The organism is Methylorubrum populi, from assembly GCA_036946625.1.
GTDB classification, from domain to species: domain Bacteria; phylum Pseudomonadota; class Alphaproteobacteria; order Rhizobiales; family Beijerinckiaceae; genus Methylobacterium; species Methylobacterium populi_C.
Map to the genome: position 1 here is coordinate 40,381 of JAQIIU010000002.1, position 22,472 is coordinate 62,852.

Below are 22,472 nucleotides of genomic sequence, written 5' to 3' on the forward strand. Positions count from 1 at the left end.
GGCGTCCATTGTTACGCCGCCTGCGCCTGCCGCACGGCACCGAGCGTCTGCTTGAACAGGCGGTCCATCGCCGCCTGCCGCGAGGCGCGATCAAGGGCGTAGGAGGTTCGCCGGAACTCGACACCATCCAGGAGTCCTCGGATGTACCCGGCCACGGCGTCAGCGGCCATCACCAATGCCGTATCGATGGTGTGGATGTAACGGCTGGTGATCGTCCCGCGCGAGTGGCCTACCAGCGCGGCTATGGTCGTCTCGGTGAAGCCGAGGTCGTTGGCGATGCTGGCGAAGCTGTGGCGCAGGACGTGCGGAGTGATGCCCTCCAGCGCCGAGCCCTTAAGCAGCTTGATCCACAGCTTCGGAAAGCCGATCAGCGGCTTGCCCTCCTCGGTGCCGGGGAAAACGTAGTCATCGTCACCCTCGGGCAGAAGCGGCTCCAGCAGTTCGATCACCGGCAGCCCGACCGGCCGGGTCGAAGCGCCTTCCTTGCTGTCGCGTAGCCGGATGCAGCTCCGTTCCAGATCGACCTCGCCGGAGCGAAGGCGCATGATCTCGCTCCGCCGGCATCCGGTCATGGCGATGGCGCGGATGATGCGCGTGGTGGTCGCAAACTGGGGGTCGTCGGCGCGAACGGTCAGGATTTCGCCGAGCAGCCGGTATTCCTGCTCGGACAGGCGCCGGTCGCGCACCTCGTCGGCCGCCTTGCGGATGCCATGCGCCGGGTTCTTCTCGATGATCCCCTCGCGGATCGCGTAGGTAAAAATGCCGCCGATCAGGCCGACGCCGCGCGTGCCGGTGCCGATCCCGCCGCGCACGATCGCGCGGCCGTGCTTGCCGGTCTTGATGTCGGCGCGAGTCTTGCCGTCCGCCACGTCGCGCAGGAAGCGGGTGATGTCGGTCGAGGTCAGATCCTTGACCCGCCGGTTGCCGAGCAGCGGCAGGATGTGGCGATTGATCCGGCTGCGATCGGTCGCCAGCGTCGAGGGGCGCTTGGGCCGGCGCCCCTTGCCCAACACCAGCCCGCGCTCGCAATCTGCGAGGTAGCGTTCGCACAGCTCACGCACGGTGATCGCCTGCGTGTCGAGGCTCTTCTGCTCGGCCGGGTTCTCGCCCTGCGCGATCCTGCCGAGCAGGACACGCGCCTCCTTCCGCGCGGTCTCTGGCGTCCAGACACCGTGTAATCCGATCGTGAACCGGCGGCTGCGTCCGGCCGAACGATACTGGACGAGGTAGCTGCGCTTGCCCGAGGTAAAGACGCGCAGACCGAAACCGGGCAGGTCGTCGTCCCAGATGAAATAATCCGCCGACCGCGGTTCGGACTGGTCGACGAGGCGCTTGCTGAGCTTTGCCATCTCACATACTCCACGGCACGAAGCCGCTTCCAAGGGTCATTCCGCGGAAGCACCACGGAAGCACTCGGAGGGAAATTCGCGGCTGTGACCGGATACGCATTTCGGAGTTGATGCAAGAAAAGATGTTGCATCGCAGTGGTTTAGCGTGCCGTAGCGTGCAAATAGAAACCGTGGCGAAAACCGTCTTTTCTAGCTCCGAAGGCAGAGGTCACAGGTTCGAATCCTGTCGGGTGCGCAAAATTTTCTTATTTGGAACAGTGACTTAGCCGATCTGCCGATGTGGCAGATCGGCGTTCCCCCACCAGCTGCAACCACACTGCAACCAATTGGGCCGGAATCACAGCGCTCTTGAGCGCGTTCGGGCGCCCCGTGGCGTACTGCTTTGATCGCAATGCCGCTCATGCCTCGGTCTCGATGCGGTAAACGGCGCCGCTGCCCAGCTCGCGGTAGAAATCGACGCGCGCGCCGTTCCAATGGTAGTCGAGGTGCCGCCCCTGAATGGGGTTCGCCGCCAGGTCGGGGTAGAACAGCGCGACGCACTCGCCCCCCGGCTGGCGGCAACTCGGATAAGCGATGCCGTCCGAGCCGGCCGCGCGCAGGTCGGCTGCCAACGCTTGGCTCTCAACGTAGCTGTCCGGCGTCAGCGCTTCGCCGAAGCGAGCCGGATCGCCGCGCAGATCGTGTGCCCGCAGGTCCACGTCGAGAACGATCTCGCGGAACTGCGATGTCCAGCCCTCCGGCTCGGCCGTGCTTTCCATGAAGCGCTCGTGGTGGTGGATGGTCTCGGCGAGCGCCGTCTCGAAGCGGTCGGCCGCGTAGAGCACGCCGTAGCCGCCGTTGGTGAAGCGGCTCGGACGGTCGGGGCTCACGTGCGTGAACGGCGCCATCAGGTAGCTCGCGCCAGGACCACCCACGCGGCGGGCGGCCGGAACAAGGTCGAGGTTGCCGATCGTCTCCATCAGCCGGGGGCTCGTCTTCTGCTCGGCCGAGATGAGCAGCGGCCAGTCTTCCGGGTCGGCGATGTCCTCGAACAGGTCGATCGGCGGATAGAGGCTGCGAATAATCCGACGCGCTCCAGCCCACGCGACCGGCGTGACCGGAACCGCTCCATGGTCGATCACCAGCCGCCGCGCTCGGCATCGAGCAGGCGGCGCACACGCATGAGGTCGGTCAGTTCGCCGCCGAGCATCACGTCGAGCGCAGAGCGGCCGCCGAAGCTGTTATTCCTTGCCCGGATCCAGCGGTAGCCGCGGTCAGCCTCGCTGAAGATAATGCGGAGCGCCTTGTGGATGCCCATGAGGTTAGAGAGCCGAGCCCGCGTGTCTCGGTTGATTCGACCCTGCTCCCCCGCCTTCCAGCGGGCATAGGTTCGGATCGGCAGATCGAGCAGCGTCGCCGCTTGCTCGTCGGTCAGTTCCCAGCGCCTGAACAGGTTGACGACGGCGCGGAACATAGCGGCAGCCTCTTCGGGGCTGATTGGTTCCGGCGCGAAGTCTCGCGGTCGGGTGTCAAGCAGGACAGCAACAGTCACGTCCGACTCCTCATCTGGCATAGATATTCCATTATGCCGCCAGTTGGCAACACATGCGTTGGTCGCTACGTCGTCCTCGACCTACAAGGCTGGGTGAGCAGTCGCAGGCACAAACCAACGGGAGCGGGTAACCCTCGACACGCTGAGCCCGGAGCGGGCGCTCAGATTGTCAACGCAGTTTCAACGGCCATCCTCGCATCATCGGTTCCGAGCGCTTGAAGACGTCCCGAGCCCCACCGCCAGACGGTATAGCCATCAGCCCCATGTTTGCCGATCTGACCCGTCTGGGCAATGTTCCACTGTCCTGCCGATATGAGGCGTAAAGCAATCCGCGCTCGTTCCCCCGTAGAGTCGATGTCGAAGAGCTTACGCCGACTATCCTCCGAGAGCAGATGGTCACCCTTAGTATCTATCGCCACGACGGTGCGATCGATCCAAACGAGAAAGTCCGGTCAGAAGGTCGCGGTCGACCCTCGGTCCAGCAGTGGGATGAAGTAGCCGGACCCTTCCGGGTTACGGCACCAGACCCGCTGCGTCCGGTCGAGCGCTCGGGCGATGTCGAGCTCCAGGTTGTTCAGCCCGCTGTAGTGACCGTGGAGCGCATTGGCGAACGTGACCGCGTCGGACGGATTGATCGCGACCGGGCCGACAGCATACGGCGGATCGTCGTCGTTCTGCAGCAGCCGGCTGTGCTCGATGTAAGCAGAGACGACCTCGGCCGCGATCTCGCGCACGTGCGTCGCCGCGAGGCTGTTGATCTCTACGAGGGCATCGAACTTGGGGAGCTCGATGTCCACCAGGTTCACCGGTCCCCCGGCGCGCCGGAGGCCGCCGGGGAAGAGCCGCTGGAGCTCGCGCCGGAAGATCGAACGGACAGTCACGCGATTGCTGTGCTCGCGCGCGTTACCTCGGCGGCACGCTCTGGACCGACTTCCGGCTCGGGCCGTTCGGGCTGCACGCCACCATGCGCGCGGCCCCAGGGACGCGGAGGCATGAACGACTACCGCCGGATCCGGAACGGACCTCGTTCGCGGCACCGGATCGAGCCGGGCGAGATCCTCGCCCTGCACCGGACCACGCGCGCGTTCCTGGAGGCGACGCTGGCGGCGGAGCACGACGGCCCGACTGTCGTCGTGACCCACCATGCCCCCACCCCGACAGCCTGCCGGGCCCGTACGCCGAGCTAGGCTGGTGCTACGCGTCCGACCTACGCGACCTGATCCACGCGCGGGGGCCGGACCTGTGGGTCCACGGTCATGTCCACCAAGCCGCCGACTACCGTGTCGGCCGAACCCGGATTGGCCTGCTGCCGGTTTCACGGACACCCGGTTTGGGTGTGATGATGAGACCGGAGGTACAGGATGCAGCGGCGCAAGTTCGGACGTGAGTTCAAGGTCGAGGCGGTTCGGCTGATCCGGGAGCGCGGGGTGAGCGTCGCCCAAGCGGCCCGCGACCTCGACGTGCACGAGACGGTGCTGCACCGCTGGGTGAAGCAGGCTGCGGCCGATCCGCAGCACGCCTTCCCCGGCCACGGGCAGATGCGGCCCGAGCAGGCCGAGATCGACCGGCTGTGCAAGGAGGTCTCCCGGCTGCGGGCGGAGCGTGATATCCTAAAAAAGGCCACCGCGTTCTTCGCGCGGGACGTGCTATGAGGTTCGCCTTCATCGCCAAGCACCGGACGGTCTGGCCGGTGGCCTGGATGTGCGCGGCGCTGAACGTCTCCCGTTCCGGCTTCCACGCTTGGCTCACTCGATCCCCCAGCCAGCGTGCCCGTGACGACGCGGCGATCCTGACCAAGGTGCACACGAGCTTCGTGGGCAGCGACCGCACCTACGGCGCGAGGCGGGTCTGGCACGACGTGCTGGCCGAGGGCGTGGCGTGCGGCCTGCACCGCATTGAGCGGATCATGCGCGAGAACGCGATGCGAGCTCGTCCGCGGCGACGGCGCGGGTTGCCGAAGGACGAGGGCGTGCGGGCTGCGGCGGCCGCCAACCTCCTGGAGCGGCAGTTCGCGGCCGATGGGCCGAACCGGAAGTGGATCGCCGACTTCACCTAGATACTGTCGGCGAATCAGGCGGCCTGTGCCAAGGCTGCGAAGCGTGTCGTGCGCGTCCTGGCTCGCGGCACTGCCGCCAACCAGTGTACGACCCGCGCGGCGTTCATCGCTGCGGCCACGCACACCTGCTGCAGTCCGGTCCTGGCTTGGCCGATGTATCGGCTCCTGCGTAGTCCGAAGGCCCGCACGCCCTGCGAGAGCGTGCCTTCGATCCCGGCGCGGATGCGATACCGCTGCTTCCAGGCTGGATCCTGCATCCGGTCTCGAGCGGCGTTCAGCGCCTCGTATTCCGGGCGCGGCAGGAAGTAGACGGAGCGGCGCGCCTCCTTCGACGCGGTGCAAAGCGCTCGCGTCGCGCAGGCGCCGCAATCGGTCCGGCTGAACACCGCCTGGAAGCGCGGGGCACCGACCTCGTCGCGGGTAGCGCGCCACGTCACTGACGTCTTGCCCTGGGGACAGGTGACCCGCTCGCCTTCCCAGTCGATTGCGAAGTGGCGCTGTTCATAGGTCTGCTCAGCCTGCGTCGCCCGCCTCGGCATGGCGCGGACCGGCCCTTCCAACGCGACGTCATGGTCGCGTCGGCTACCGACCAGCAGTCCCGCATCGACGTAGCCGGCATCCACGAAGTGCTCGGCCGGCAGAAGGTTCTTTGCCGCCAGCTGCTCGTGGATCGCGGCCGTGCTCGCCATGTCCGGCTGCATCGCCGGACAGGTCATCACGTTTGTGATCAGATGGGCCGCGTCCGCATCGCAGACTTCGGTGACGTGTACCTTGTAACCCGACCATTCCATCTGCCGCTTGGTGCTGTAGTGGACCTCCGGGTCGTAGGGAGACTGCAGTCGCTCGCCGACCGGCGGCAACTCGGCGCCGCTGCGCCACCGTGGCGGCCCGCTTCCCTCGCGGGCATAATGCACTCGCCATACATCGCGCAGCGTTCCCACCATCGGCACGGCCCGCACCTCAGGCGGTGCCGCCGGCGCGTCCAGCGCTTCGAGTAGGGCAAACCCGTCCGTACCGATCGCAAGAGCGAGTGCCTCGCGTTCCGTCCGAGCCCTGGGCAGGCGATAGTCCTCCACCCGGCGTCCATAGCGCTCGAACCAGACCGGTCGGCGTCGGCCGCTTGACGGTCGCTCAGGTGCTCGGAGAACTGGAGGACCGTGACCAGGGCCAGCCGCCAGGGCGCAAGACCGGGCTGGCCGCGGGTCGGATAGAGATCGCGGAAGTCCTCGTCCTGGTAGAGGGCGCTGAACTCATCGCGCAACCGCGTCGCGACCGTCCCTTTGGGGAAAGCCGCGCGCGCCACGCGCGCCGTCTCGACGGGGATCGCGCCGATCGGTTCCGGTCGCAGGCTCATCGCGCACCTCCGTGCCAACACCCCCGACCATCTGATTCGCCGACAGTATCTCACCTACATCTGGACGGCGGAGGGCTGGCTCTACGTCGCGGCCGTGATCGACCTGTTCTCGCGCCGCGTGGTCGGCTGGTCGATGCAGGCGAGCATGACGGCGCAACTCGTGGCGGACGCGCTCGTTATGGCGGTCTGGCGCAGGGGCAGGCCGGACGCGCTGCTGCATCACTCCGACCAGGGCAGTCAGTACACGAGCGAGCCGTTCCAGCGGCTGATGGCCGAGCACGGCATCGTCTGCTCGATGAGTCGGTCGGGCAACGTCTGGGACAACGCGGCGATGGAGAGCTTCTTCTCGTCGCTGAAGACCGAGCGAACGGTCCGGCGAACCTACCGCACGCGGGACGAGGCGCGAGCGGACGTGTTCGATTACATCGAGCGCTTCTACAATGCGGCACGGCGGCACTCGACGCTCGGCTACCTCAGCCCCGTCGAGTTCGAAAACCGAGCCAAACTAGCTTAGGCCGGCGTCCACCAAACCGGCAGCAGGCCAGGCGCGTAAACGGCTCGCTCGCGAGGTCCTCGCCCAGAGCCAACCGTACGATGTAAGCTTCCTCCGCCTCATTACGGCGTGCCGCCATGGTCGCCGCAGTAAAATCTCGAAGTATACGTTGCGCGTCATAGTAAAAACGTGAGCCGACGTGCGTCAACCATGTGCGACGCGTTGTGCGTTGTAAAAGCTTTACGCCAAGATCAGCTTCGAGGTTCCGGATTGATTGGCTGAGCGGCGACTGCTCCATCCTGAGCCGTTCAGCAGCACGGGCAAAATGCAGCTCTTCCGCAACAGCTACGAAGTGGCGGAGGTGACGCAGTTCCATTTCAGCACCTCACGATTTCGGTCACAGGGTCAACAATCGACGGTCCGGCGGTGTAGCCGGCCCTGTCGCCATGAATTTCATCAAGGCGTCGAAGCGATTAAGGCGATGGCGAAGGAGCTGCTCTCAGCCGCTCGATTGATTTCGGCGAACGATCAGCTCCGGCGCACCTCGCTATTGAATTGCGGCTGAAGGCCCAAGCGGCGACTTGCCGAGCGACGACCACTGAAGTCACGATCATTCAAGTATTAATCATCAAAATCTAAACCAAAGCAGGAGTTGATGATCGCCTCGATAGGTCTTTGCACCTCAAGTGGACTCGGCCAAGGCGCAGTGTTCGCCGCCCCCCGATGCCGGGCAGATAGTTCGTTTCCTAAAAGCGCGTACCACGCGGTACTTAGATCGAGCGCCCTACATGGTGATCTAGTCCCAGTACCACTCAATTCATTAGATTGGTCCTAAACCAGTCGATGGCGGCGCCCGAGGCGGTGTCAAACTCGCCCAGGTAAGGGTCGAAGTGGCCGCCGTTGATCATGACCAGCCTTTTCGGATGCAGCGCTTTCTCGTAGGCCTTCAGCGCCAAGTCGGTGACAGCGATGTGGTCCTGCTCGGCCACCAACATCAACAACGGCGTCGGGGACACCCGGTCCACGAAGTCGCCGGGCGCGTACATGCGGGCCCAGCGGGTGGAGCGCACGGTGATCTTGTTCTCCCACACGCCGGCGGGCATCGGGCGCAGGTAGAAACTGACCGCGTCGGCCGCGCTGTAGGACGGACTGTTGGCGACTTCCTCGCTGACGACGACCTGGGTCATTGGCGGCTCGCCGCGCAGCTGGGCGCGCTCATCCTCGGCGAACTTCTTCTCCAGATCGGCGATCGACTCCGGCGCTACGCGCCGCAGACCGGCGGCGAAGCCGTCGATGGTCGGCACTTGGGAGACCACAGCCTTCAGCCGGCGATCGGTGGCGCCCAGCACGATGGCGTGGCCACCGGCGAAACTGGTGCCCCACAGGCCGATGCGGCTCTCGTCCACTTCGGGGCGCTCCTGCAGGTAGGAGATGGCGCGCCGCCAGTCGGTGATCTGCTGCCAGGGATTGATGTCCTGGCGCGGCTCGCCGCCGCTGTCGCCGAAGCCGCGATGGTCGTGCACAAGAACCGCGAAGCCCTCCTTGGCGAAGGATGCCGCCATCGGCTCGATCCCGTGGTATTTGGTCCCGCCATAGCCGTGGGCCATGGTGATTCCGGGGTGGGGCCCAGCTCCTTCGGGCAGGAACAGCCAGGCCGACAGGTCGATCCCACCCTCAGCGGGGAAGCGCACGTCTTCTTTCTTGAAGTTGGACATCGGGGTCTCCTTAATCAGTCGGTCAAGGCGCCGAGCATGCGGCCGAGGTCCATCTCGGCGTCACGGGTTTGGAAGCCGCCCTTGAAGGCGGCCTGGATGCGCTGTTGCGCTTCAGGGTTCTTCACGCCCTCCCCGAACAGGTCGGAGTCGCGGCGGAAGTCTTCAGCCGGCGCCAGGGAGATCGCGTTGACCCGATCCTTGACCACGCCGTGGCCGGCGGCGGGGAAGCTGGCGATCCGCCGGGCGAGGTCAGCCACAAACGGACCAAGCGCCTCGGGATCGAAGCTGCGATTGACCCAGCCATAGCGTTCGGCCAGGTCGGCGTCGTAATCCTCGGCGCTAAGCATCACCTCAAGCGCCCGGCCACGGCCCATCAGCCGCACGAGGTGCTGCGCCGCCCCGCCGCCAGGAATAAGACCGAACGCCGGCTCCATCTGGGAAAAGACGGCCCGGCCGCGCGCTGCGAAGCGCATGTCGCAGCCCAAGATGAATTCGCTGCCGGCGCCGCGCACGCGACCCTCGACCTGGGCGATGGTCACCGCCTTGGTCTGCGACAGCCGAAGGAACAGCAGGGCGATGGACGCCTCACCAGTGAGCCTGGCTGCCTCCTCGCGATAGGCGGCAATCTTGGTCACGTCGACATGGGAGATGAAGTAGTCGGGGTCAGCGCTCTTGAAGACCACGACCTTGTGGGGCTCGCCGCGATCAAGGGTCTGGATCAGCGACACCAGGTCCCGCACCAGTTCCGGGCCCAGCATGTTCATCGGCGGAGCGTCGATGGTGGCGAACAGCACCGCGCCCCTCTGCTCCAGCTTGAGCGTTTCGTAGCCAGCGGCCATGAGAGCCTCCCGCTGTGGTTCTAAGATCGAACCGTTTGCGATGTAAGCCGAGCGGTTCTATATTGCAACCACTTTTGCTGCTCGTGATGGATTGGATTGTGAAAAGGACGCCGCTGACCCAGGACCCCTGTCCGATCGCCCGCTCGCTCGATCAGATCGGCGACTGGTGGACCCTGCTGATTGTGCGCAACGCGCTGCATGGGGCCCGCCGGTTCGGCGAGTTCCGGAAGGAACTCGGCGTGTCCAAGAGCATGCTGTCCACTCGCTTGGCTCAGATGGTTGAGCACGGCATCCTGGAGCAACGGCCGGACCCGAACGGCTCGGCTTATGGCGAGTACCACCTGACAGAGAAGGGGCGGCAGCTGTGGATGGTTCTGGTCGCGCTACGCCAATGGGGTGAAGCCAACCTCTTTCAGACGGGCGAGGCGATGACTGTCCTTCAGGACCGGCGCAATGGTTCACCCACCCGCCGCCTTGCCTTGATGGCGGCCGACGGCCAGGTGCTACAGCAAGCGGATACGGACGTGCGTTTAGGCGTCGCCGATATTGGACCGCGGTCTGAATCAGAAAAAGAGTTTTAGAATGCGGATGAATACGCGAGTTGTTCAATTTCAACAACTACTCATGACGTAGATCGCAAGATTATAATTTCTAAAATGGATATCTGGAGCGAGCTGCGCCGAAAGCATTCAGACTTTTACGTTGCGCAGACTGTGACGCTCGCTTATCCCGCATGTAGTCAATCGCCCTGCGGATGCGTTGCTCTCCGATGCTTTCACCGCGCGTCGCTCGCAGGGCTTTCGGTGTGTCGGCCGCCCAATGCAACAGGCGGATCGCAATCGCGCTGACCAACGATTCGGTCAGCAACCGTCCGGCACGCGGACCGCCGCTCTCATCCGCTCAACGGGATCGCGAGCATATGGTGGGTGAAGCCCGGAAGGGCGAAAGCCGGGCACATCCTTCAGAAATTCGACCACCACTACGCCGTCCCCGCGTACATCATGCACGCGCTCTGACGACACTCCCGTCGCGCTGACGTGTTCACGGGGGAGATAATTCGAGCCATGGCGCTGCTTCTGGCTGCGCTACCTTAGAAGTCCGAATTTTCCGACCACCTTGCCAACTGCCTTGCGCGAACCAAAGACTCCGACGCCCACATAGGTTAGCGCGTTGGTCTCCAATTCAGCGACGGCGGACCGAAACGCCTCGTAATCGGTGGTTTCTTGTCCCTGGCTAGGGAAATCCACCACGTCAAGTCCACGGCCGATAGCCTTCTCACGAAGAATTCCGAGCTCTCCCACAGGAGCGGCCAGCACGGCTATTCCGATAGGGATTAGTCCCGGATGCGCATTGTTTGACTTATCGATAAGGTCAATGCCGGCGAGGTGCGGATGGCGTTTGCCAAGTGTCAGGGCAATCACGGCGGCTGCGTTAGCGGCGCGGCCCACGGGAAGATCAGCATCGACCACAATCACGCAGCGCTGAAGTTCGCCTTCTTCCACAGCTTGCCTATCAGGCATTGTCAGCCTACATCCATAGTTATTGCGTTGCAATCTACAATCATCTCTAATCAATTGATTCGACGACTCGAGTTCATGAGCCGCTCTCAGCGCACTGGGATGTGTATGTCGAAGTCCCAAGGCATCACTGCGCCCCAGAACCTGTTGGCTCCTCGATTTTATGAGGCCGATTCTCGGGCAAATAACGCATTGCGATATTGCATCTTGTGTAACGTGCGCCGAATTCTCGCATGATGTCGCTGTCGTGCACAAAGCCGGCTTTTTCGTACAGATGCACAGCCGCAGCAGATTTCGAGTTACTCAGTAGGTAAAGTAACTCAGCACCCAGTGCCTCGGCGCGCTGAAGCACAGCCTGGAGTAGGAACTCTCCGGCCTTGCGGCCCCGTGCAGCCTCAAGAACTCCCATCTTGGTGAGCTCAAAGCGCCGTTCGCCCACTTTTTGCAGAGCGCATGTTCCAACTACTCCAAGCCCTTCTGCTTCTACAAAAAGAATTGTGCCGCCCCGCGAAATGATATGCTCTCGTGGATGCGACAGGATCTCGATATCTGTCGGTTCCAACCGATACATCGAGCCAATCCACTCTTCGTTGATCAAGCGGAAGTTATCCGCAAGCTCATCGCTGAATTCGAGAATACGAAGTCCGGATTGAGAGTGCGCAAGCATACGTGAGCCGAAGGACTTCTCGTCCATCCGGCTCTCCGCAACGGATACCTGATCCAGCATCGGCCCCGAAAGCCCCCCGAACAGCTCGCGCGCGACGGCTTCAACGTAGGGCCAAAGGACTGCACGGGCCTTCTCGAGTGTGCTCACGCCTTCTAAAGTTAAGGTGACAGTCTTACAGCGCTGATCCCGGCCTGCTTTGGTGACGGAGACGAGCCCAGCTTCAGCCAGCCGCCCGACCGCCCGCGTTACGCTCGGTTGGCTCACCTGCAAGGCGTCACTCAGCGCGCCAATCGTAATCGGGCCATACAAATCAAGCGTCAGTAGGATGGGATGCTGGCTTGGTTGCAGCTCCAGGCCAGCGCGACCACTGACCCGCACGATCTCCCCCTGCATCCGCTCGGCCAGGCGTTTCAGCCTACTGCCCAGGAAAAGGAATGGATATTCCTTGACGACGTCGCCAGGCATTATACACCTCTATATAACTAGTTATATATCGAGAGCGACCCAGGGGCAAGGGGTGCTCGCCGTCCCAGTTGGTTCTGGTCGGTATCAGAAACCCCGGCCGCATGCCGAATTGCAAGAAGTCCGCCGTGCCCAGGAGTGGCCGCTATGGAGAATGGAATCGCTTTTTGGCGAGACTCAGCGCTCGGTGTTCGCGGGGTCGACCTGCTTGTGGCACACGAAACTGGCCATCAATTTCCAGAACATTTTCACGACGAATTCGTCGTATCCGTATTCGAGGCTGGATGCCAGCGGCATAGGATCAGTAATCGAGAGTCCTTTGCTACGCCTGGAAGCCTCGTTGTAATCAGACCCGGCGAGCCACATACCGGCGAACCTGCTGTTAGCGGCGGAAAGTGGTCTCACAGAGCCTTCTACCCAGATGCCGAGACACTGACAGTTGTCGCGAACGCCACGTTCTCTGGACGTGAAACAAGCAACATCGATCTACCATCGACGGCGGTATTCGATAACTATAAGGTCAACGATCTCATCGCCGCCTGTCACCAAGCAATCTGCCACATGCCACTTGAGGTCGTTGGGCTTCAGCACGCCTTCATGAGGGCGATGGAGCTTCTGCTTGTCCACTACCTGTTTTCAGGTCGATCTCGTCGGAAGACCGGCTTTGAACCGCGTGCAGTTCAGGCTGCCGTCGACTGCATGCGCGCTCGTCTAGATGAGACCGATCTCAGTGTTGCCGATATAGCAGAATCAGCAGGGTTGAGTCGATTTTATTTCATGCGCAGCTTCCGCAAAACCACTGGAATGTCCGTGCACAAATATTTGACACAGATCAGGCTGAACGCGGCTCGAGGTCGTCTGGCCCGTGGGGAATCTGCCGCCGACGTCGCGTGTAACTGTGGCTTCTACGATCAAAGTCATCTGATCCGTCACTTCCGCTTGGCCTATGGCACTACGCCAGGCCGATACACCTGCGATTCGCGGAGACGTTGAGCTCGATCGTGCGCTGATTTTCCGCGATATGCAGGTCTCTCTGCTGGGTGGTGCTCAGTGTGAGAGCACTCTCGTCCAATCCTTATCATCGTTCGCTCGCGCACGGTGTGTCTTAACGCTCTTGGAGACGAAAAAGTGGCTGCTACTGTCGGAAGGCTGAAACGGATCGGCATCCTGGGGGGATCAAGCGATCAGGCAACCGTTGATTATTATGTTCGGACGAATAAGGCTATCAAGGATCGCCTTGGTGGCTTCAATACCGCTGAAATCCTCCTCAGCTCCATGAACTTTGCATTCAGCGCCAAATGCGTGATCGAAGGACTATGGGACGAGCTTGGCGCCTATTTAGCTGACCGAGCAGTGGCGCTTGAGAGGGGTGGCGCTGATCTGATCATTTGCGTGTCCAACACCTTGCACAAGACTGCGCCAACCTTCATGGCCGGCGTCGATATTCCCCTTCTGCACATCGTCGACCCTACCGCTCGGGCGATCCGGAGGCAGGGGCTGAAGAAAGTGGGCCTGCTTGGCACCAAGCCTGTGATGTCAGGGACCCATGTCAGCTCGCGCTACGAAGCGCTGTTCGGGATCGAGACCATCGCGCCCGACGTCGCGGGGCAGGATGTAGTCGATCGGGTCATATTCGACGAGCTTTGCGCAGGCGTCTTCACCGAGGCATCCAGGACGGCCTACCTCGATGTCATCTCCGGGCTGGAGAGGCGCGGAGCCGAGGGTGTCATCCTTGGCTGTACGGAAATCCCGCTTCTCTTGAAGCAGGAACATCGACCGGACTTCCCGATGTTCGACACCACCGAGCTACATGTAGAGAACGCGGTTGATTTCGCCCTGGGGGCCCCGTTGCGCGAGCCTGGGCTTTGACGGTCGAAGACCCCTATGCGCGGCTGGAGGCGCTCGGCCTGCAGTTGATCCCGGCAGGCGAGCCTGTCGGAAACTTCTTGCCCGCGGTCCAGATCGGGAATCTGCTCTTCCTTGCGGGCCAAGGCCCCTGCGACCACGACGGCAAGCTGAAGATCGGCCGGCTCGGAGACGGACTGAGCGTGGAGGCGGCGCGGTCCCACGCTCGTCTGGCCGCGTTCAACGTGGTGAGCATGCTTCACGATCACCTCGGCGATCTGCGGCGTGTTCGTAGGATCGTTCGGTGTGCTTGGCATGGTCAACGCAACGCCAGAATTCCGGCAGCATCCGGTGGTTGTCGACGGTGCCTCTGGGCTGTTCGTGGCGGTGTTCGGCGACGCGGGACGATACGCCCGCTCCGCTTTCGGCTTTGCGTCGCTGCCGTTCGGCATAAGCATCGAGATCGAGGCCATCTCCGAGATCGCGCCCTGACCCGGCTGTTTTCCGAACCCGCCCGAGCAACCGCGCGGGTTCGTCGGATCGGCTACACCCTCTCGCCCGCTGGGGCGCCGCAGGCTTAACTGTCCTGTCCGGAAACAAGGGTCGCAATCACCGCATCCGCGTCGATCCGGCCCTTCAGCGCCTTCGCACCGCCATCCTGGAACTCGATCCAGCCTTCGTTGAAGCCATCGAGCATGTTGATCCGCGGCAGCGGGTATCTCATCCCTTGTGATCGGAAGAGCGTTTCCCAGCCGGAGCGGGACACGATCTCGACGCGAACCACTTTGCCGAGCGCGCGCCCGAAGGCCAAAGCGATGTCGTTCGGTGAGACACGACGCGGCCCCTCCAGTTCCACGACCCGCATCCCGCTCCAGCACTTCTGGATCAGGTCTGCCGCCACTCGCCCGACGTCTTTTGTAGCGACCATGGCAAACAATTTGTCAGCTGGCTGCAGGAAGCTGTGAATCACGCCAGCATCGCGCGCCGAAGGTAAATCCCAGAGCGCATTCTCGATGAACCAAGCAGGCCGCAGGATGGTAACGGGGATCCCGACGGTCGCCACCGCTTTCTCCAACATCGTGCGCTGAGACAGAAGATTGTCGCGAGAAGCATCACCGCCGATCGTCGAGAGGCAAAGCACCCGTTCCGGCTTTGCCGCCCTCAGAGCGCTCACAACGCTATCGATTACGCGTTGCGCTTCCGGGTAGCCAGGCGCCGGATCAAATTCAGACGGCGGCAGGATGAACACACCCTCGGCGCCCACGAACGCCTCGGCCAGCGCCTCCGCGTCCTCCATCTCGGCCAAGGCAACTTCACAACCTAGCGCCTCCCAAATTCGCGCCTTCGAGACATCGCGGACAACGGCTCGAACCGGTCTGCCGTTGCCCAGAAGGGTCCGGGCTAACTCTCCTCCAACCTTACCTGTGATGCCTGTGATGGCGTACATATTCGCTCCCCGAAGGCTCGGCTGTGGTTGGGTCAAGACGCTCGATCGAGGCCAAGACCTTGACCGACCCATGCTCTAACCGAGCCGAGAGCATTGCCGACAGTGCTATAATGTCATAAGATTGGTGACATTATCGCAACGAGTTGGGCAATGGCGTTCGACGGTCGAGTTATTTCGAATGTTAGCGTGCTCGCGGCTATTGTAGAGGCTGGAAGCTTCTCCCGCGCGGGAGAGGCTCTGGGAATGTCTCGCTCTGGCGTTAGTCGAGCGGTGGGCCGCCTCGAAGCGCGATTGGGCGTTCAATTGCTGGATCGAACGACGCGCGTCGTGGCGCTCACCGACGAGGGTCGGCGATTTTACTCTAACGTCGCTCCTCTGCTCATCGGTATAGATGAGGCCGTGACAGCAACCTCCGACGCTGCCGTGTCAGTCCGAGGGCGCCTGCGTGTCAACGTCGACGCGTTCTTTTCAAGCCTTCTACTCGCGCCTATCATCGGCGACTTCCTGAACGACCATCCCGAGCTGACGCTGGACATCGTTGCGCGGGATCATCTAGGTGACCTGATCAGCGATTGCTTCGATGTTGCAGTTCGGTTTGGCACCCCGCCAGACTCCTCCTTGATAGCTCGGAAGCTGCTGGAAACCCGCACGATCACAGTTGCATCCCCCTCCTATCTTTCACGCTGCGAGAGACCTTCTACTCCGAATGATCTCCCGAACCATTCGTGCATCCAGGTAAGGGACTCGCTCACGGGCCAGCCAATCGAGTATTGGCAATTCACACGGGGAAAAGATGTCGAGCGCGTAAGTGTTCCTGGCCGACTAATGGTCGCCGATTTCGGTACTATGATTGGCGCATGCGTTTCGGGCGTTGGCATAGCTCGTGTGAAGGCGATAGGGGTGAGCTCATTGATTGAACGAGGCGCTCTCGTCGAGCTTCTGCCAAACTGGCTTGGCGAGAGCTTTTCACTATTTGCGCTCTACACTCCACGCAATCTGCCGCCCGCGAAGGTCGCGGCATTCGTCAAGTTCTTGATCAAACGCGCAGGGAAAACAGAAGTTCATAAAACGTAAGGCGAGACCCGCGCGTATGTCGCGTCTGCCAGAAACCGAAACGTAATATCTCTTCATGTTATTCATTTGGCATATCACTATATTGTAATAGTGATATGAAATTTGTTCTCTGATCATGGAGCCCATCAGAAATCGGCGATAGGTCGCGCGACGATGTTGCGTTATTCCTAATACAGCGTTATCGACCGCGGTGAACTCCAGTTGATTGCCCTCACCGGGTGGCTCTCCGTCGGGTTTGATGGATCAGGCTGCGAGGAGGAAGCGACGGCGCAGCAGGGCGAATTTGTCGCGGTCGTACATGGCGCGCTTGAGCATCTTAAGCCGGTTGACCTGTCCCTCGGCCTGCCCGCCGCCCCAGGGCAGCCAAAGGCCAGCGTGGACCGCGGGCGCATCCTGATGCAAACTGTCGGCGAAGCCCTCGACCACCCGCACGCCGCAGGCGCGGGCCTCGCCCAACCACGCATCGAAGGCGGTGATGATACCGGGCACGGCTTACGCGCCGCCGCAGCGACCACGCAAGATCCGGCAGAACCGACGGGCGCGCTCAACGACCCGGGCCGCCTCCTTATCCTGCACCACGCGCGCGACCGCCGCTGCGGCGCCGGTGTCGAGATCGTTCGGCTCGCACAGGAGATGCCAGGACAACTGCTTCAGGCGCGGGTGGACGCGGACGAGTCAGCGCTCGACCATCTGCCGGGTGTTGGGCAGGAGGTGCCGCCGGTCGGCGACCTCACGGCCTCGGGCGCGCTCAGCGCGGTGGCGCGGGCGTACTCGGTCGAGCGGTCGCGCACCACGAGCCGGACCTATGGCTCGCTGCGGAGCCAGGCGGCCCAGGTCCCGGCCGAACGGTCGGGCTGCAGTGCGAGGGGCCTGCGGCGTCCGAGGTCCACGCCGATGGTGGCGTAGGTCCGGCCGTTGCGCAACGCCCAGTCGTCGACGCCGACGACGTGCGGTGGGCCGGCGTCAGGCAGCGGTAGCTCCCGGATCGCCCGCAGCAGGGTGGTAGCGCCGGTCGGCATGACCAGATGCGTGAGCAGTCGTGCGGCGGGCAGCCCACCGAGGGCGGGACCGGTCGTGGTGTGCGCCCGGGCGAGGCGGCGCGTGCGCTGGGCGTGGTGGGCGAGCAGCTTCGGAAACCGCTCGGCGAAGGTGCGGCGGGGCAGGCCGGTTCGCGGCATTAGAAGCGCCGGACGGTCAACTGCAGCTGAACGACCTTGCCGCTGGCCGGCAGGTCAGCGGTCCGTCGCTTATACCGGCTATGGACCGAGGTGCTCAGGGTCCGGCACATTGGGCATCGGGCGTGATCGTGCCGAGCCTGGGCGACGACGATCAGGCCGGCGGGCCATCGCGCGCGACACGGACGAGGCGGCAGCCGGGCAGAGGGCAGAGGGCAGAGCAGGTCATGCCTCGATCTGGTCCTGGCGACGACCTTCGCCACGAGCCAGCCGTCACGTCGACCGTTCCACCAAACCCGACGGAGAGAACACTCAAAGGGGCCGGCTCAAGCGGCGCAGCACCGGTCGGCGCTGACCCGAGACGCCGTACCGGCGGGCGCTGCGCCATCGCTTTCCCCGACCGCTCTGCAACCAGCGTTGGCACGTCGAGAGTGGCTTCAGCCAGCACAAAGCGCCAACCTCGGATCGGCGCTCACCGCGCGCGACACCCCGTCCCAACGCCGCGAACTCGTCTCGTGTGCTGATCCCCAACCTCATGCGCCTCGCCGAAACTGCATGAGCCCTTCAACAGAGCATATCGAGCTCTGAAATGGGGAACTGAGGGCGAGGCTCAGGCGACGACGGACGTGAAGCGATTGAGCGGCACCTTCAGGAACGCGGTGCCGCAGCCCTCTTCGCCGGGCAGCCGGCCGCCGCGGATGTTGACTTGAAGGGCGGCCAGCATGAGGTCCGGCAGCGGCAGGGTGCGATCCCGCTCGCGGCGGGCGGCGACGAACGTCTCTTCGTCGATGCCGTCGCGGACGTGAACGTTGGCGCGGCGCTGCTCGGCGACGGTCGATCGGCCGAGGGGCTCCCGTCCGTCCTTCCCGTAATCGTGGCCCACATAGGTGACCGTTTCCGGAGGCAGGTCGAGGATCGCGCGGATGGAGCGCCACAGCGCGGCCGCATCGCCGCCCGGGAAATCGGCGCGGCTCGTGCCGCTGTCGGGCATCATCAGCGTGTCGTGGACGAAGGCGGCGTCTCCGATCAGGTAGCTGACCGAGGCGAGCGTATGGCCGGGCGACAGGCTGACATGGGCCTCGAGCTCGCCGATGCGGAAGCGCTCGCCGTCCGCGAACAGGTGGTCCCACTGGCTGCCGTCGACGGGCAGATCGGGCAGGCAGTAGATCTCCCGCCACAGCTTCTGGACGCGGACGATCTCGGCGCCGATCGCCGTGCGGGCGCCCGTCCTGCCGGCGAGATACGGGACGGCCGAGAAGTGATCGGCATGAGGGTGCGTATCGAGAACCCACTCGACCTCGAGCTTTCGCGAACGGACATGGTCGAGGAGGCGATCCGCGTTCGCGGTCGAGGTGACGCCGGCGCGCGGATCGAAGTCCAGCACCGGATCGATCACCGCGGCGGCGCGGGTCGCCTCGTCGGCGACGACGTACTGGAAGCTGCCGGTCCGGTCGTCGTGCAGCGAGGCGACGGTCATTCCCTGGTGGCGATGTTCGAGCATGTCGATCTCCATGATGGTCGTCGGCGGGCGCGGGACGGGCCGACGAGGATCGGCGGCGCCCCGGTCGCGGCGGGAGGGGAGAGGCGGTCCCGTCGCATGGTCAGAGCGCCGAAGCGCTGCTCCAGAGCATGTAGCCGGCGACCGCGAAGATCAGGATCGCGAAGACGGTGGTGAGCGCCCCCCGGCTCTCCGACAGGCGCCGGGACGCGATCGCTCCCAGGAGGCCGCCCGCGACGCCGCCCGCGACGAAGACGCCGGCGAGCGGCCAGTCCACGAGGCCGGAACGGGCGTAGTTCAGGGCGGTCGCCAGGCCGAAGGCCGCGACCGCGATCAGCGACGTGCCGACCGCATGGAGCATCGGCATCCGGGTCGCCGCGACCAGGCCCGGCACGACGAGAAAGCCGCCGCCGATGCCGAAGAAGCCCGAGAACAGCCCGGTGACGGTGCCGAAGCCGAGCACTCGCGGAGCGTTCTCGCGATCGCACCGCGCACCGGGAACGCCCTCCGCCTCGCGCCTGCGCAGCATCAGCACGCCGACCAGAACCATGACGAGCGCGAACAGGAACAGGAGCCGCGTCCCGTCGAACGCCTTGCCCGCGGTCGAGCCGGCGAGCGCGCCGACGACGCCGGCGGCGGCATACATCGCCCCGCACCGCCATTCGACGGTTCCGGCGCGGGCGTGGCCGATCAGTCCCGTGGTGGCGTTGACCGCGACCGCGAAGGCGCTGGTGCCGATCGCCGCGTGCGCGCTCGGCACGCCGACGAGGTAGACCATCAGCGGCACGGCGAGGATCGAGCCGCCGCCGCCGACCAGCCCCAGCGTGAAGCCGACCACCGCGCCGGACACGCCGCCGAGCAGGTACTGGGCCGGTTCGAGGGTCACGCGGCGCCGATCCGATGCGGCCGGGCCAGCGGTTCGCGGCCCTTGAGCATGGCGTGCCAATAGAGCGTCGGCAGCACGCGCTCCTTCAGCCACCAGGCCGCCCTGCTCGGGCGCGTGCCGTCCAGCAGCCACGCCGGGAAACTCGGCAGCAGCTTGCCGCCGTAACCGAACTCGGCGAGCACGATCCTGCCCCGCTCCACGGTGAGCGGGCACGAGCCGTAGCCGTCATAGTCGGCGACCGGCGGCTTGCCGTCGAGCGCGGCCAGCACGTTGACCGCCACCACCGGCGCCTGCTTGCGCGCCGCCGCGGCCGTCTTCGCGTTGCCGGTGCCGGCCGCGTCGCCCAGGGCGAAGACGTTCCGGTGGCGCTTGTGACGCAGCGTGGCCTCGTCGACGTCGACATAGCCGCCGGGCGCCGCAAGGGAACTGGTCGCCACCACGTCGTGCGAGACCTGCGGGGGCACGACGTGGAGCATGTCGAACCCGAGCTCGATCCGCTCGGACGCGCCGTCGGTCTTTCGCTCGAAGGTGGCGATCCGGCGGTCGCCGTCGACCGCGACCAGATTGGACTGAAGCCGGAGGTCGATCCCGTAGCGCTCGACATACGCCATCAGCGCCGGGACGTAGGCCGAAACGCCGAACAGGGCGGCGCCGGCGTTGTGGAACTCGACGTCGATCGCGGGCAGGACGCCGGCATCGCGCCAGATGTCGCAGGAGAGATACAGGGCCTTCTGCGGGGCGCCCGCGCATTTGATCGGCATGGGGGGCTGCGAGAACAGGGCACGGCCCTGCCGCAGCTGCCTGACCAGTCGGAAGGTGTAGGGCGCGAGATCGTAGCGATAGTTGGACGTGACGCCGGCCCGCCCGAGGGTCTCGGCGAGCCCCGCGATCTTTTCCCATGCGAGGCGCAGGCCCGGCGCCACGACGAGGACGCGGTAGGCGAGCAGGCCGCCGTCGTCGAGCTCGACGGCATTGCGTTCGGGATCGAAGCGCGTGGCCGCCGCCTGGAACCACTCGACGCCCTTCGGCATCACCGCGGCTTCGTCCCTGCGCGTCTGCTCGGCCGTGAAGACGCCGGCCCCCACCATCGTCCAGCCGGGCTGGTAGAAGTGGTCCCTGGCCGGATCGACGATCGCGATCGTGACCCTGGCGTCGCGCTTCAGGACGCTCGCCGCGGTGGCGATGCCGGCCGCGCCGCCCCCGACGACGACGACGTCGTAGGTCCTGCCGCGCGGCCGCGCCCGGCGCCGGAGCGCCGGCTCGAGCGCGGCGATGTCGTGACCGGCGGCCGACGCCCTTCGGACCAGCGTGGCGGCATCGTCCCTGCCGGCCCGGGCGAGCGCCCAGAGCGTCGTCGACCGCGCGCCGCTGCGGCAGAAGGCGAGAACGGGTCCCGGCAGCGTGTCGAGCGCCCGCGCCATCGCGTCGGCGTCGGTCGCCTTGCCGGGTTCGATCGGGATGTGGGCGAAGGCGAGACCGTGACGCTCGGCCTCGGCCCGGATGGCCGCGGCGGTCGGCTGCCCGGCCTCCTCCCCGTCCGGACGGTTCGAGATGATCGAGCGATAGCCCTCGCGCGCCGCCCGCGCGATGTCGCCGAGGCCGGGCTGCGGCGAGACGGAGAGGCGGTCATCCAGCCGCTTGAAGGTCATGCCGCGTCTCCTCTTGCCTGGTCCGGGGCTCCGGCAGCAGGCGGAACAGGCCGAATCCCGCCGCCATGCCGAGGCAGAAGACCGCCGCGGGGACGGGACGGATCGCCAGCGCCGCGATCGCGGGTCCGGGACACAGGCCCGCCAGCCCCCAGCCGGCGCCGAACAGCGCCGCACCCGCGATCAGGCGCGCGTCGACCGGCGTCGTCGCCGGCAGGTGGAACTCCGCCGCCGCCACGGGACGGGACCGGCGCCGGACGATCGCCCAGGCGAGCGCCATCGGCACGAGCGCGCCGCCCATGACGAAGGCCAGCGTCGGGTCCCATGCGCCGCCGACGTCGAGAAAGGCGCGGACCCGCGCGGGATCGATCATTCCAGAGATCGCGAGGCCGGCTCCGAAGAGGATGCCGCTCGCGAGCGACACGATCGTCTGCCGCATCATGCCGGCCACCCGGCGATCCGGAGCAGCGTCACGGTGGCGATCCCCGTCGCCATGAAGACGGCCGTCGCGGCCAGCGAGCGCGGCGACAGGCGCGCCATGCCGACCACGCCGTGTCCGCTGGTGCAGCCGGAGCCGAGGCGCGTGCCGAAGCCGACGACGAGCCCGGCGAGCGCCAGCAGGAGCAGCGAGCCCGGAAAGCGGGCCTGGACACCGCCGGCCGCGGCGATCAGGGCCGCGCCGAGCGGCAGGCCGGCCACGAAGGCGGCGGCGACGGCGCGTGGCGCGCCGTTCCGCGAAATCCCGGCCGCCCGCGCGAACAGGCCGCTGCAACCGGCGACGTGGCCGTTGCCGAGCAGCATCAACGCCGCCGCGACGCCGATCGTCAGTCCGCCGCCCAGGGCGGTGAGCGGCGTACCTGCGAACGTCTCGGTCATGCCGCGACTCCATGAATACATACTTAGCATATGTCTGTATAC

At 64.9% G+C, this 22,472-nt stretch carries 18 protein-coding genes, 1 tRNA gene and 7 pseudogenes; 9 read left to right on the forward strand and 17 right to left on the reverse strand.

All coding sequences use genetic code 11. The features are described from left to right. Window positions 1–11: 11 nt before the first annotated feature. A complete protein-coding gene (locus PGN25_01820) occupies window positions 12–1,349 on the reverse strand; it encodes a site-specific integrase (protein ID MEH3116376.1) in 1,338 nt (445 codons plus the stop codon). 132 nt (window positions 1,350–1,481) lie between these two features. Between PGN25_01820 and PGN25_01825 the strand changes: the two genes are divergently transcribed. Continuing rightward, window positions 1,482–1,584: transfer RNA gene (locus PGN25_01825), tRNA-OTHER, on the forward strand. Window positions 1,585–1,747: 163 nt separating this feature from the next. On the opposite strand, the gene PGN25_01830 is transcribed toward PGN25_01825, so the two are convergent. The 3 genes from PGN25_01830 to PGN25_01840 form a co-directional block, all read right to left on the reverse strand. After that, window positions 1,748–2,467, reverse strand: a complete 720-nt coding sequence (locus PGN25_01830; protein ID MEH3116377.1) for an RES family NAD+ phosphorylase — start codon at window positions 2,465–2,467, stop codon at window positions 1,748–1,750. Beyond that, the gene (locus PGN25_01835; protein ID MEH3116378.1) at window positions 2,467–2,802 is read right to left on the reverse strand and encodes an MbcA/ParS/Xre antitoxin family protein; all 336 of its coding nucleotides are present in this window, start codon (window positions 2,800–2,802) and stop codon (window positions 2,467–2,469) included. The genes PGN25_01830 and PGN25_01835 overlap by 1 nt, the downstream gene beginning before the upstream one ends. Before the next feature lie 530 nt (window positions 2,803–3,332). After that, complete coding sequence (locus PGN25_01840; GenBank protein MEH3116379.1) at window positions 3,333–3,761, reverse strand: hypothetical protein; 429 nt, start codon at window positions 3,759–3,761, stop codon at window positions 3,333–3,335. 20 nt (window positions 3,762–3,781) lie between these two features. Here PGN25_01840 and PGN25_01845 point away from each other — a divergent pair. After that, window positions 3,782–4,267 (forward strand): annotated as a pseudogene (locus tag PGN25_01845) (phosphatase). Then, window positions 4,242–4,933: pseudogene (locus PGN25_01850) on the forward strand (IS3 family transposase). The pseudogenes PGN25_01845 and PGN25_01850 overlap by 26 nt, the downstream one beginning before the upstream one ends. 17 nt (window positions 4,934–4,950) lie before the next feature. Here the strand turns inward: PGN25_01850 and PGN25_01855 are convergent. Then, window positions 4,951–6,012 (reverse strand): transposase, encoded by a 1,062-nt coding sequence (locus tag PGN25_01855; GenBank protein ID MEH3116380.1) that lies wholly within the window; start codon window positions 6,010–6,012, stop codon window positions 4,951–4,953. Window positions 6,013–6,339: 327 nt separating this feature from the next. Between PGN25_01855 and PGN25_01860 the strand changes: the two are divergent. Then, a pseudogene (locus tag PGN25_01860) lies at window positions 6,340–6,804 on the forward strand (IS3 family transposase). A 139-nt stretch (window positions 6,805–6,943) separates the two neighbouring features. On the opposite strand, the pseudogene PGN25_01865 reads toward PGN25_01860, so the two are convergent. The 3 genes and pseudogenes from PGN25_01865 to PGN25_01875 all read right to left on the reverse strand — a co-directional run bounded on the left by PGN25_01865 (window position 6,944) and on the right by PGN25_01875 (window position 9,337). Further along, window positions 6,944–7,159: pseudogene (locus tag PGN25_01865) on the reverse strand (LysR family transcriptional regulator). 436 nt (window positions 7,160–7,595) lie between these two features. Beyond that, window positions 7,596–8,498, reverse strand: a complete 903-nt coding sequence (locus PGN25_01870; protein MEH3116381.1) for an alpha/beta fold hydrolase — start codon at window positions 8,496–8,498, stop codon at window positions 7,596–7,598. 14 nt (window positions 8,499–8,512) lie between these two features. Continuing rightward, on the reverse strand, window positions 8,513–9,337 hold the full coding sequence (locus PGN25_01875) for an enoyl-CoA hydratase/isomerase family protein (GenBank protein MEH3116382.1): 825 nt from the start codon (window positions 9,335–9,337) through the stop codon (window positions 8,513–8,515). Window positions 9,338–9,432: 95 nt separating this feature from the next. Between PGN25_01875 and PGN25_01880 the strand changes: the two genes are divergently transcribed. Then, the gene (locus tag PGN25_01880) at window positions 9,433–9,918 is read left to right on the forward strand and encodes a helix-turn-helix domain-containing protein (protein ID MEH3116383.1); all 486 of its coding nucleotides are present in this window, start codon (window positions 9,433–9,435) and stop codon (window positions 9,916–9,918) included. 504 nt (window positions 9,919–10,422) lie between these two features. Here PGN25_01880 and PGN25_01885 read toward each other — a convergent pair. Together PGN25_01885 and PGN25_01890 are read right to left on the reverse strand one after the other, a co-directional pair. Then, a complete protein-coding gene (locus tag PGN25_01885) occupies window positions 10,423–10,857 on the reverse strand; it encodes a DUF2000 domain-containing protein (protein MEH3116384.1) in 435 nt (144 codons plus the stop codon). A 124-nt stretch (window positions 10,858–10,981) separates the two neighbouring features. Continuing rightward, entirely contained in the window at window positions 10,982–11,986 is a 1,005-nt protein-coding gene (locus PGN25_01890) for a bifunctional helix-turn-helix transcriptional regulator/GNAT family N-acetyltransferase (protein ID MEH3116385.1), read from the reverse strand. Window positions 11,987–12,130: 144 nt separating this feature from the next. On the opposite strand from PGN25_01890, the gene PGN25_01895 reads away from it, so the two are divergent. The 3 genes and pseudogenes from PGN25_01895 (at window position 12,131) to PGN25_01905 (ending at window position 14,320) form a co-directional block, all read left to right on the forward strand. Then, a complete protein-coding gene (locus PGN25_01895; GenBank protein MEH3116386.1) occupies window positions 12,131–12,976 on the forward strand; it encodes an AraC family transcriptional regulator in 846 nt (281 codons plus the stop codon). A 135-nt stretch (window positions 12,977–13,111) separates the two neighbouring features. Continuing rightward, entirely contained in the window at window positions 13,112–13,852 is a 741-nt protein-coding gene (locus tag PGN25_01900) for an amino acid racemase (protein MEH3116387.1), read from the forward strand. Then, window positions 13,849–14,320 (forward strand): annotated as a pseudogene (locus PGN25_01905) (RidA family protein). Before PGN25_01900 ends, PGN25_01905 begins: the two are co-directional and overlap by 4 nt. 85 nt (window positions 14,321–14,405) lie before the next feature. On the opposite strand, the gene PGN25_01910 reads toward PGN25_01905, so the two are convergent. Next, window positions 14,406–15,275 carry an NmrA family NAD(P)-binding protein gene (locus PGN25_01910; GenBank protein ID MEH3116388.1) on the reverse strand — a complete coding sequence of 290 codons (870 nt, stop codon included), beginning with the start codon at window positions 15,273–15,275 and terminating at the stop codon, window positions 14,406–14,408. Between the two features lie 150 nt (window positions 15,276–15,425). On the opposite strand from PGN25_01910, the gene PGN25_01915 reads away from it, so the two are divergent. Then, window positions 15,426–16,349 carry a LysR family transcriptional regulator gene (locus PGN25_01915; GenBank protein MEH3116389.1) on the forward strand — a complete coding sequence of 308 codons (924 nt, stop codon included), beginning with the start codon at window positions 15,426–15,428 and terminating at the stop codon, window positions 16,347–16,349. Between the two features lie 243 nt (window positions 16,350–16,592). Here PGN25_01915 and PGN25_01920 read toward each other — a convergent pair. From PGN25_01920 to PGN25_01945, 6 genes and pseudogenes are all read right to left on the reverse strand, one after another. Then, window positions 16,593–17,753 (reverse strand): annotated as a pseudogene (locus PGN25_01920) (ISL3 family transposase). A gap of 381 nt (window positions 17,754–18,134) precedes the next feature. After that, window positions 18,135–18,980: pseudogene (locus PGN25_01925) on the reverse strand (MBL fold metallo-hydrolase). Window positions 18,981–19,125: 145 nt separating this feature from the next. Further along, window positions 19,126–19,908 carry a sulfite exporter TauE/SafE family protein gene (locus PGN25_01930; GenBank protein ID MEH3116390.1) on the reverse strand — a complete coding sequence of 261 codons (783 nt, stop codon included), beginning with the start codon at window positions 19,906–19,908 and terminating at the stop codon, window positions 19,126–19,128. Beyond that, window positions 19,905–21,557 (reverse strand): TIGR01244 family sulfur transferase, encoded by a 1,653-nt coding sequence (locus PGN25_01935; protein ID MEH3116391.1) that lies wholly within the window; start codon window positions 21,555–21,557, stop codon window positions 19,905–19,907. Before PGN25_01935 ends, PGN25_01930 begins: the two co-directional genes overlap by 4 nt. Beyond that, window positions 21,535–21,993 (reverse strand): YeeE/YedE family protein, encoded by a 459-nt coding sequence (locus PGN25_01940; GenBank protein ID MEH3116392.1) that lies wholly within the window; start codon window positions 21,991–21,993, stop codon window positions 21,535–21,537. The genes PGN25_01935 and PGN25_01940 overlap by 23 nt, the downstream gene beginning before the upstream one ends. After that, entirely contained in the window at window positions 21,993–22,430 is a 438-nt protein-coding gene (locus PGN25_01945) for a YeeE/YedE thiosulfate transporter family protein (GenBank protein MEH3116393.1), read from the reverse strand. The genes PGN25_01940 and PGN25_01945 overlap by 1 nt, the downstream gene beginning before the upstream one ends. Window positions 22,431–22,472 lie beyond the last annotated feature (42 nt).

Bases quoted from the DNA above. Each gene is read 5' to 3' on its own strand.
- PGN25_01820 (MEH3116376.1), bottom strand. From the start codon at position 1,349: ATGGCAAAGCTCAGCAAGCGCCTCGTCGACCAGTCCGAACCGCGGTCG.
- PGN25_01835 (MEH3116378.1), bottom strand. From the start codon at position 2,802: ATGTTCCGCGCCGTCGTCAACCTGTTCAGGCGCTGGGAACTGACCGAC.
- PGN25_01870 (MEH3116381.1), bottom strand. From the start codon at position 8,498: ATGTCCAACTTCAAGAAAGAAGACGTGCGCTTCCCCGCTGAGGGTGGG.
- PGN25_01875 (MEH3116382.1), bottom strand. From the start codon at position 9,337: ATGGCCGCTGGCTACGAAACGCTCAAGCTGGAGCAGAGGGGCGCGGTG.
- PGN25_01885 (MEH3116384.1), bottom strand. From the start codon at position 10,857: ATGCCTGATAGGCAAGCTGTGGAAGAAGGCGAACTTCAGCGCTGCGTG.
- PGN25_01890 (MEH3116385.1), bottom strand. From the start codon at position 11,986: ATGCCTGGCGACGTCGTCAAGGAATATCCATTCCTTTTCCTGGGCAGT.
- PGN25_01895 (MEH3116386.1), top strand. From the start codon at position 12,131: ATGGAGAATGGAATCGCTTTTTGGCGAGACTCAGCGCTCGGTGTTCGC.
- PGN25_01910 (MEH3116388.1), bottom strand. From the start codon at position 15,275: ATGTACGCCATCACAGGCATCACAGGTAAGGTTGGAGGAGAGTTAGCC.
- PGN25_01915 (MEH3116389.1), top strand. From the start codon at position 15,426: ATGGCGTTCGACGGTCGAGTTATTTCGAATGTTAGCGTGCTCGCGGCT.
- PGN25_01935 (MEH3116391.1), bottom strand. From the start codon at position 21,557: ATGACCTTCAAGCGGCTGGATGACCGCCTCTCCGTCTCGCCGCAGCCC.
- PGN25_01940 (MEH3116392.1), bottom strand. From the start codon at position 21,993: ATGCGGCAGACGATCGTGTCGCTCGCGAGCGGCATCCTCTTCGGAGCC.
- PGN25_01945 (MEH3116393.1), bottom strand. From the start codon at position 22,430: ATGACCGAGACGTTCGCAGGTACGCCGCTCACCGCCCTGGGCGGCGGA.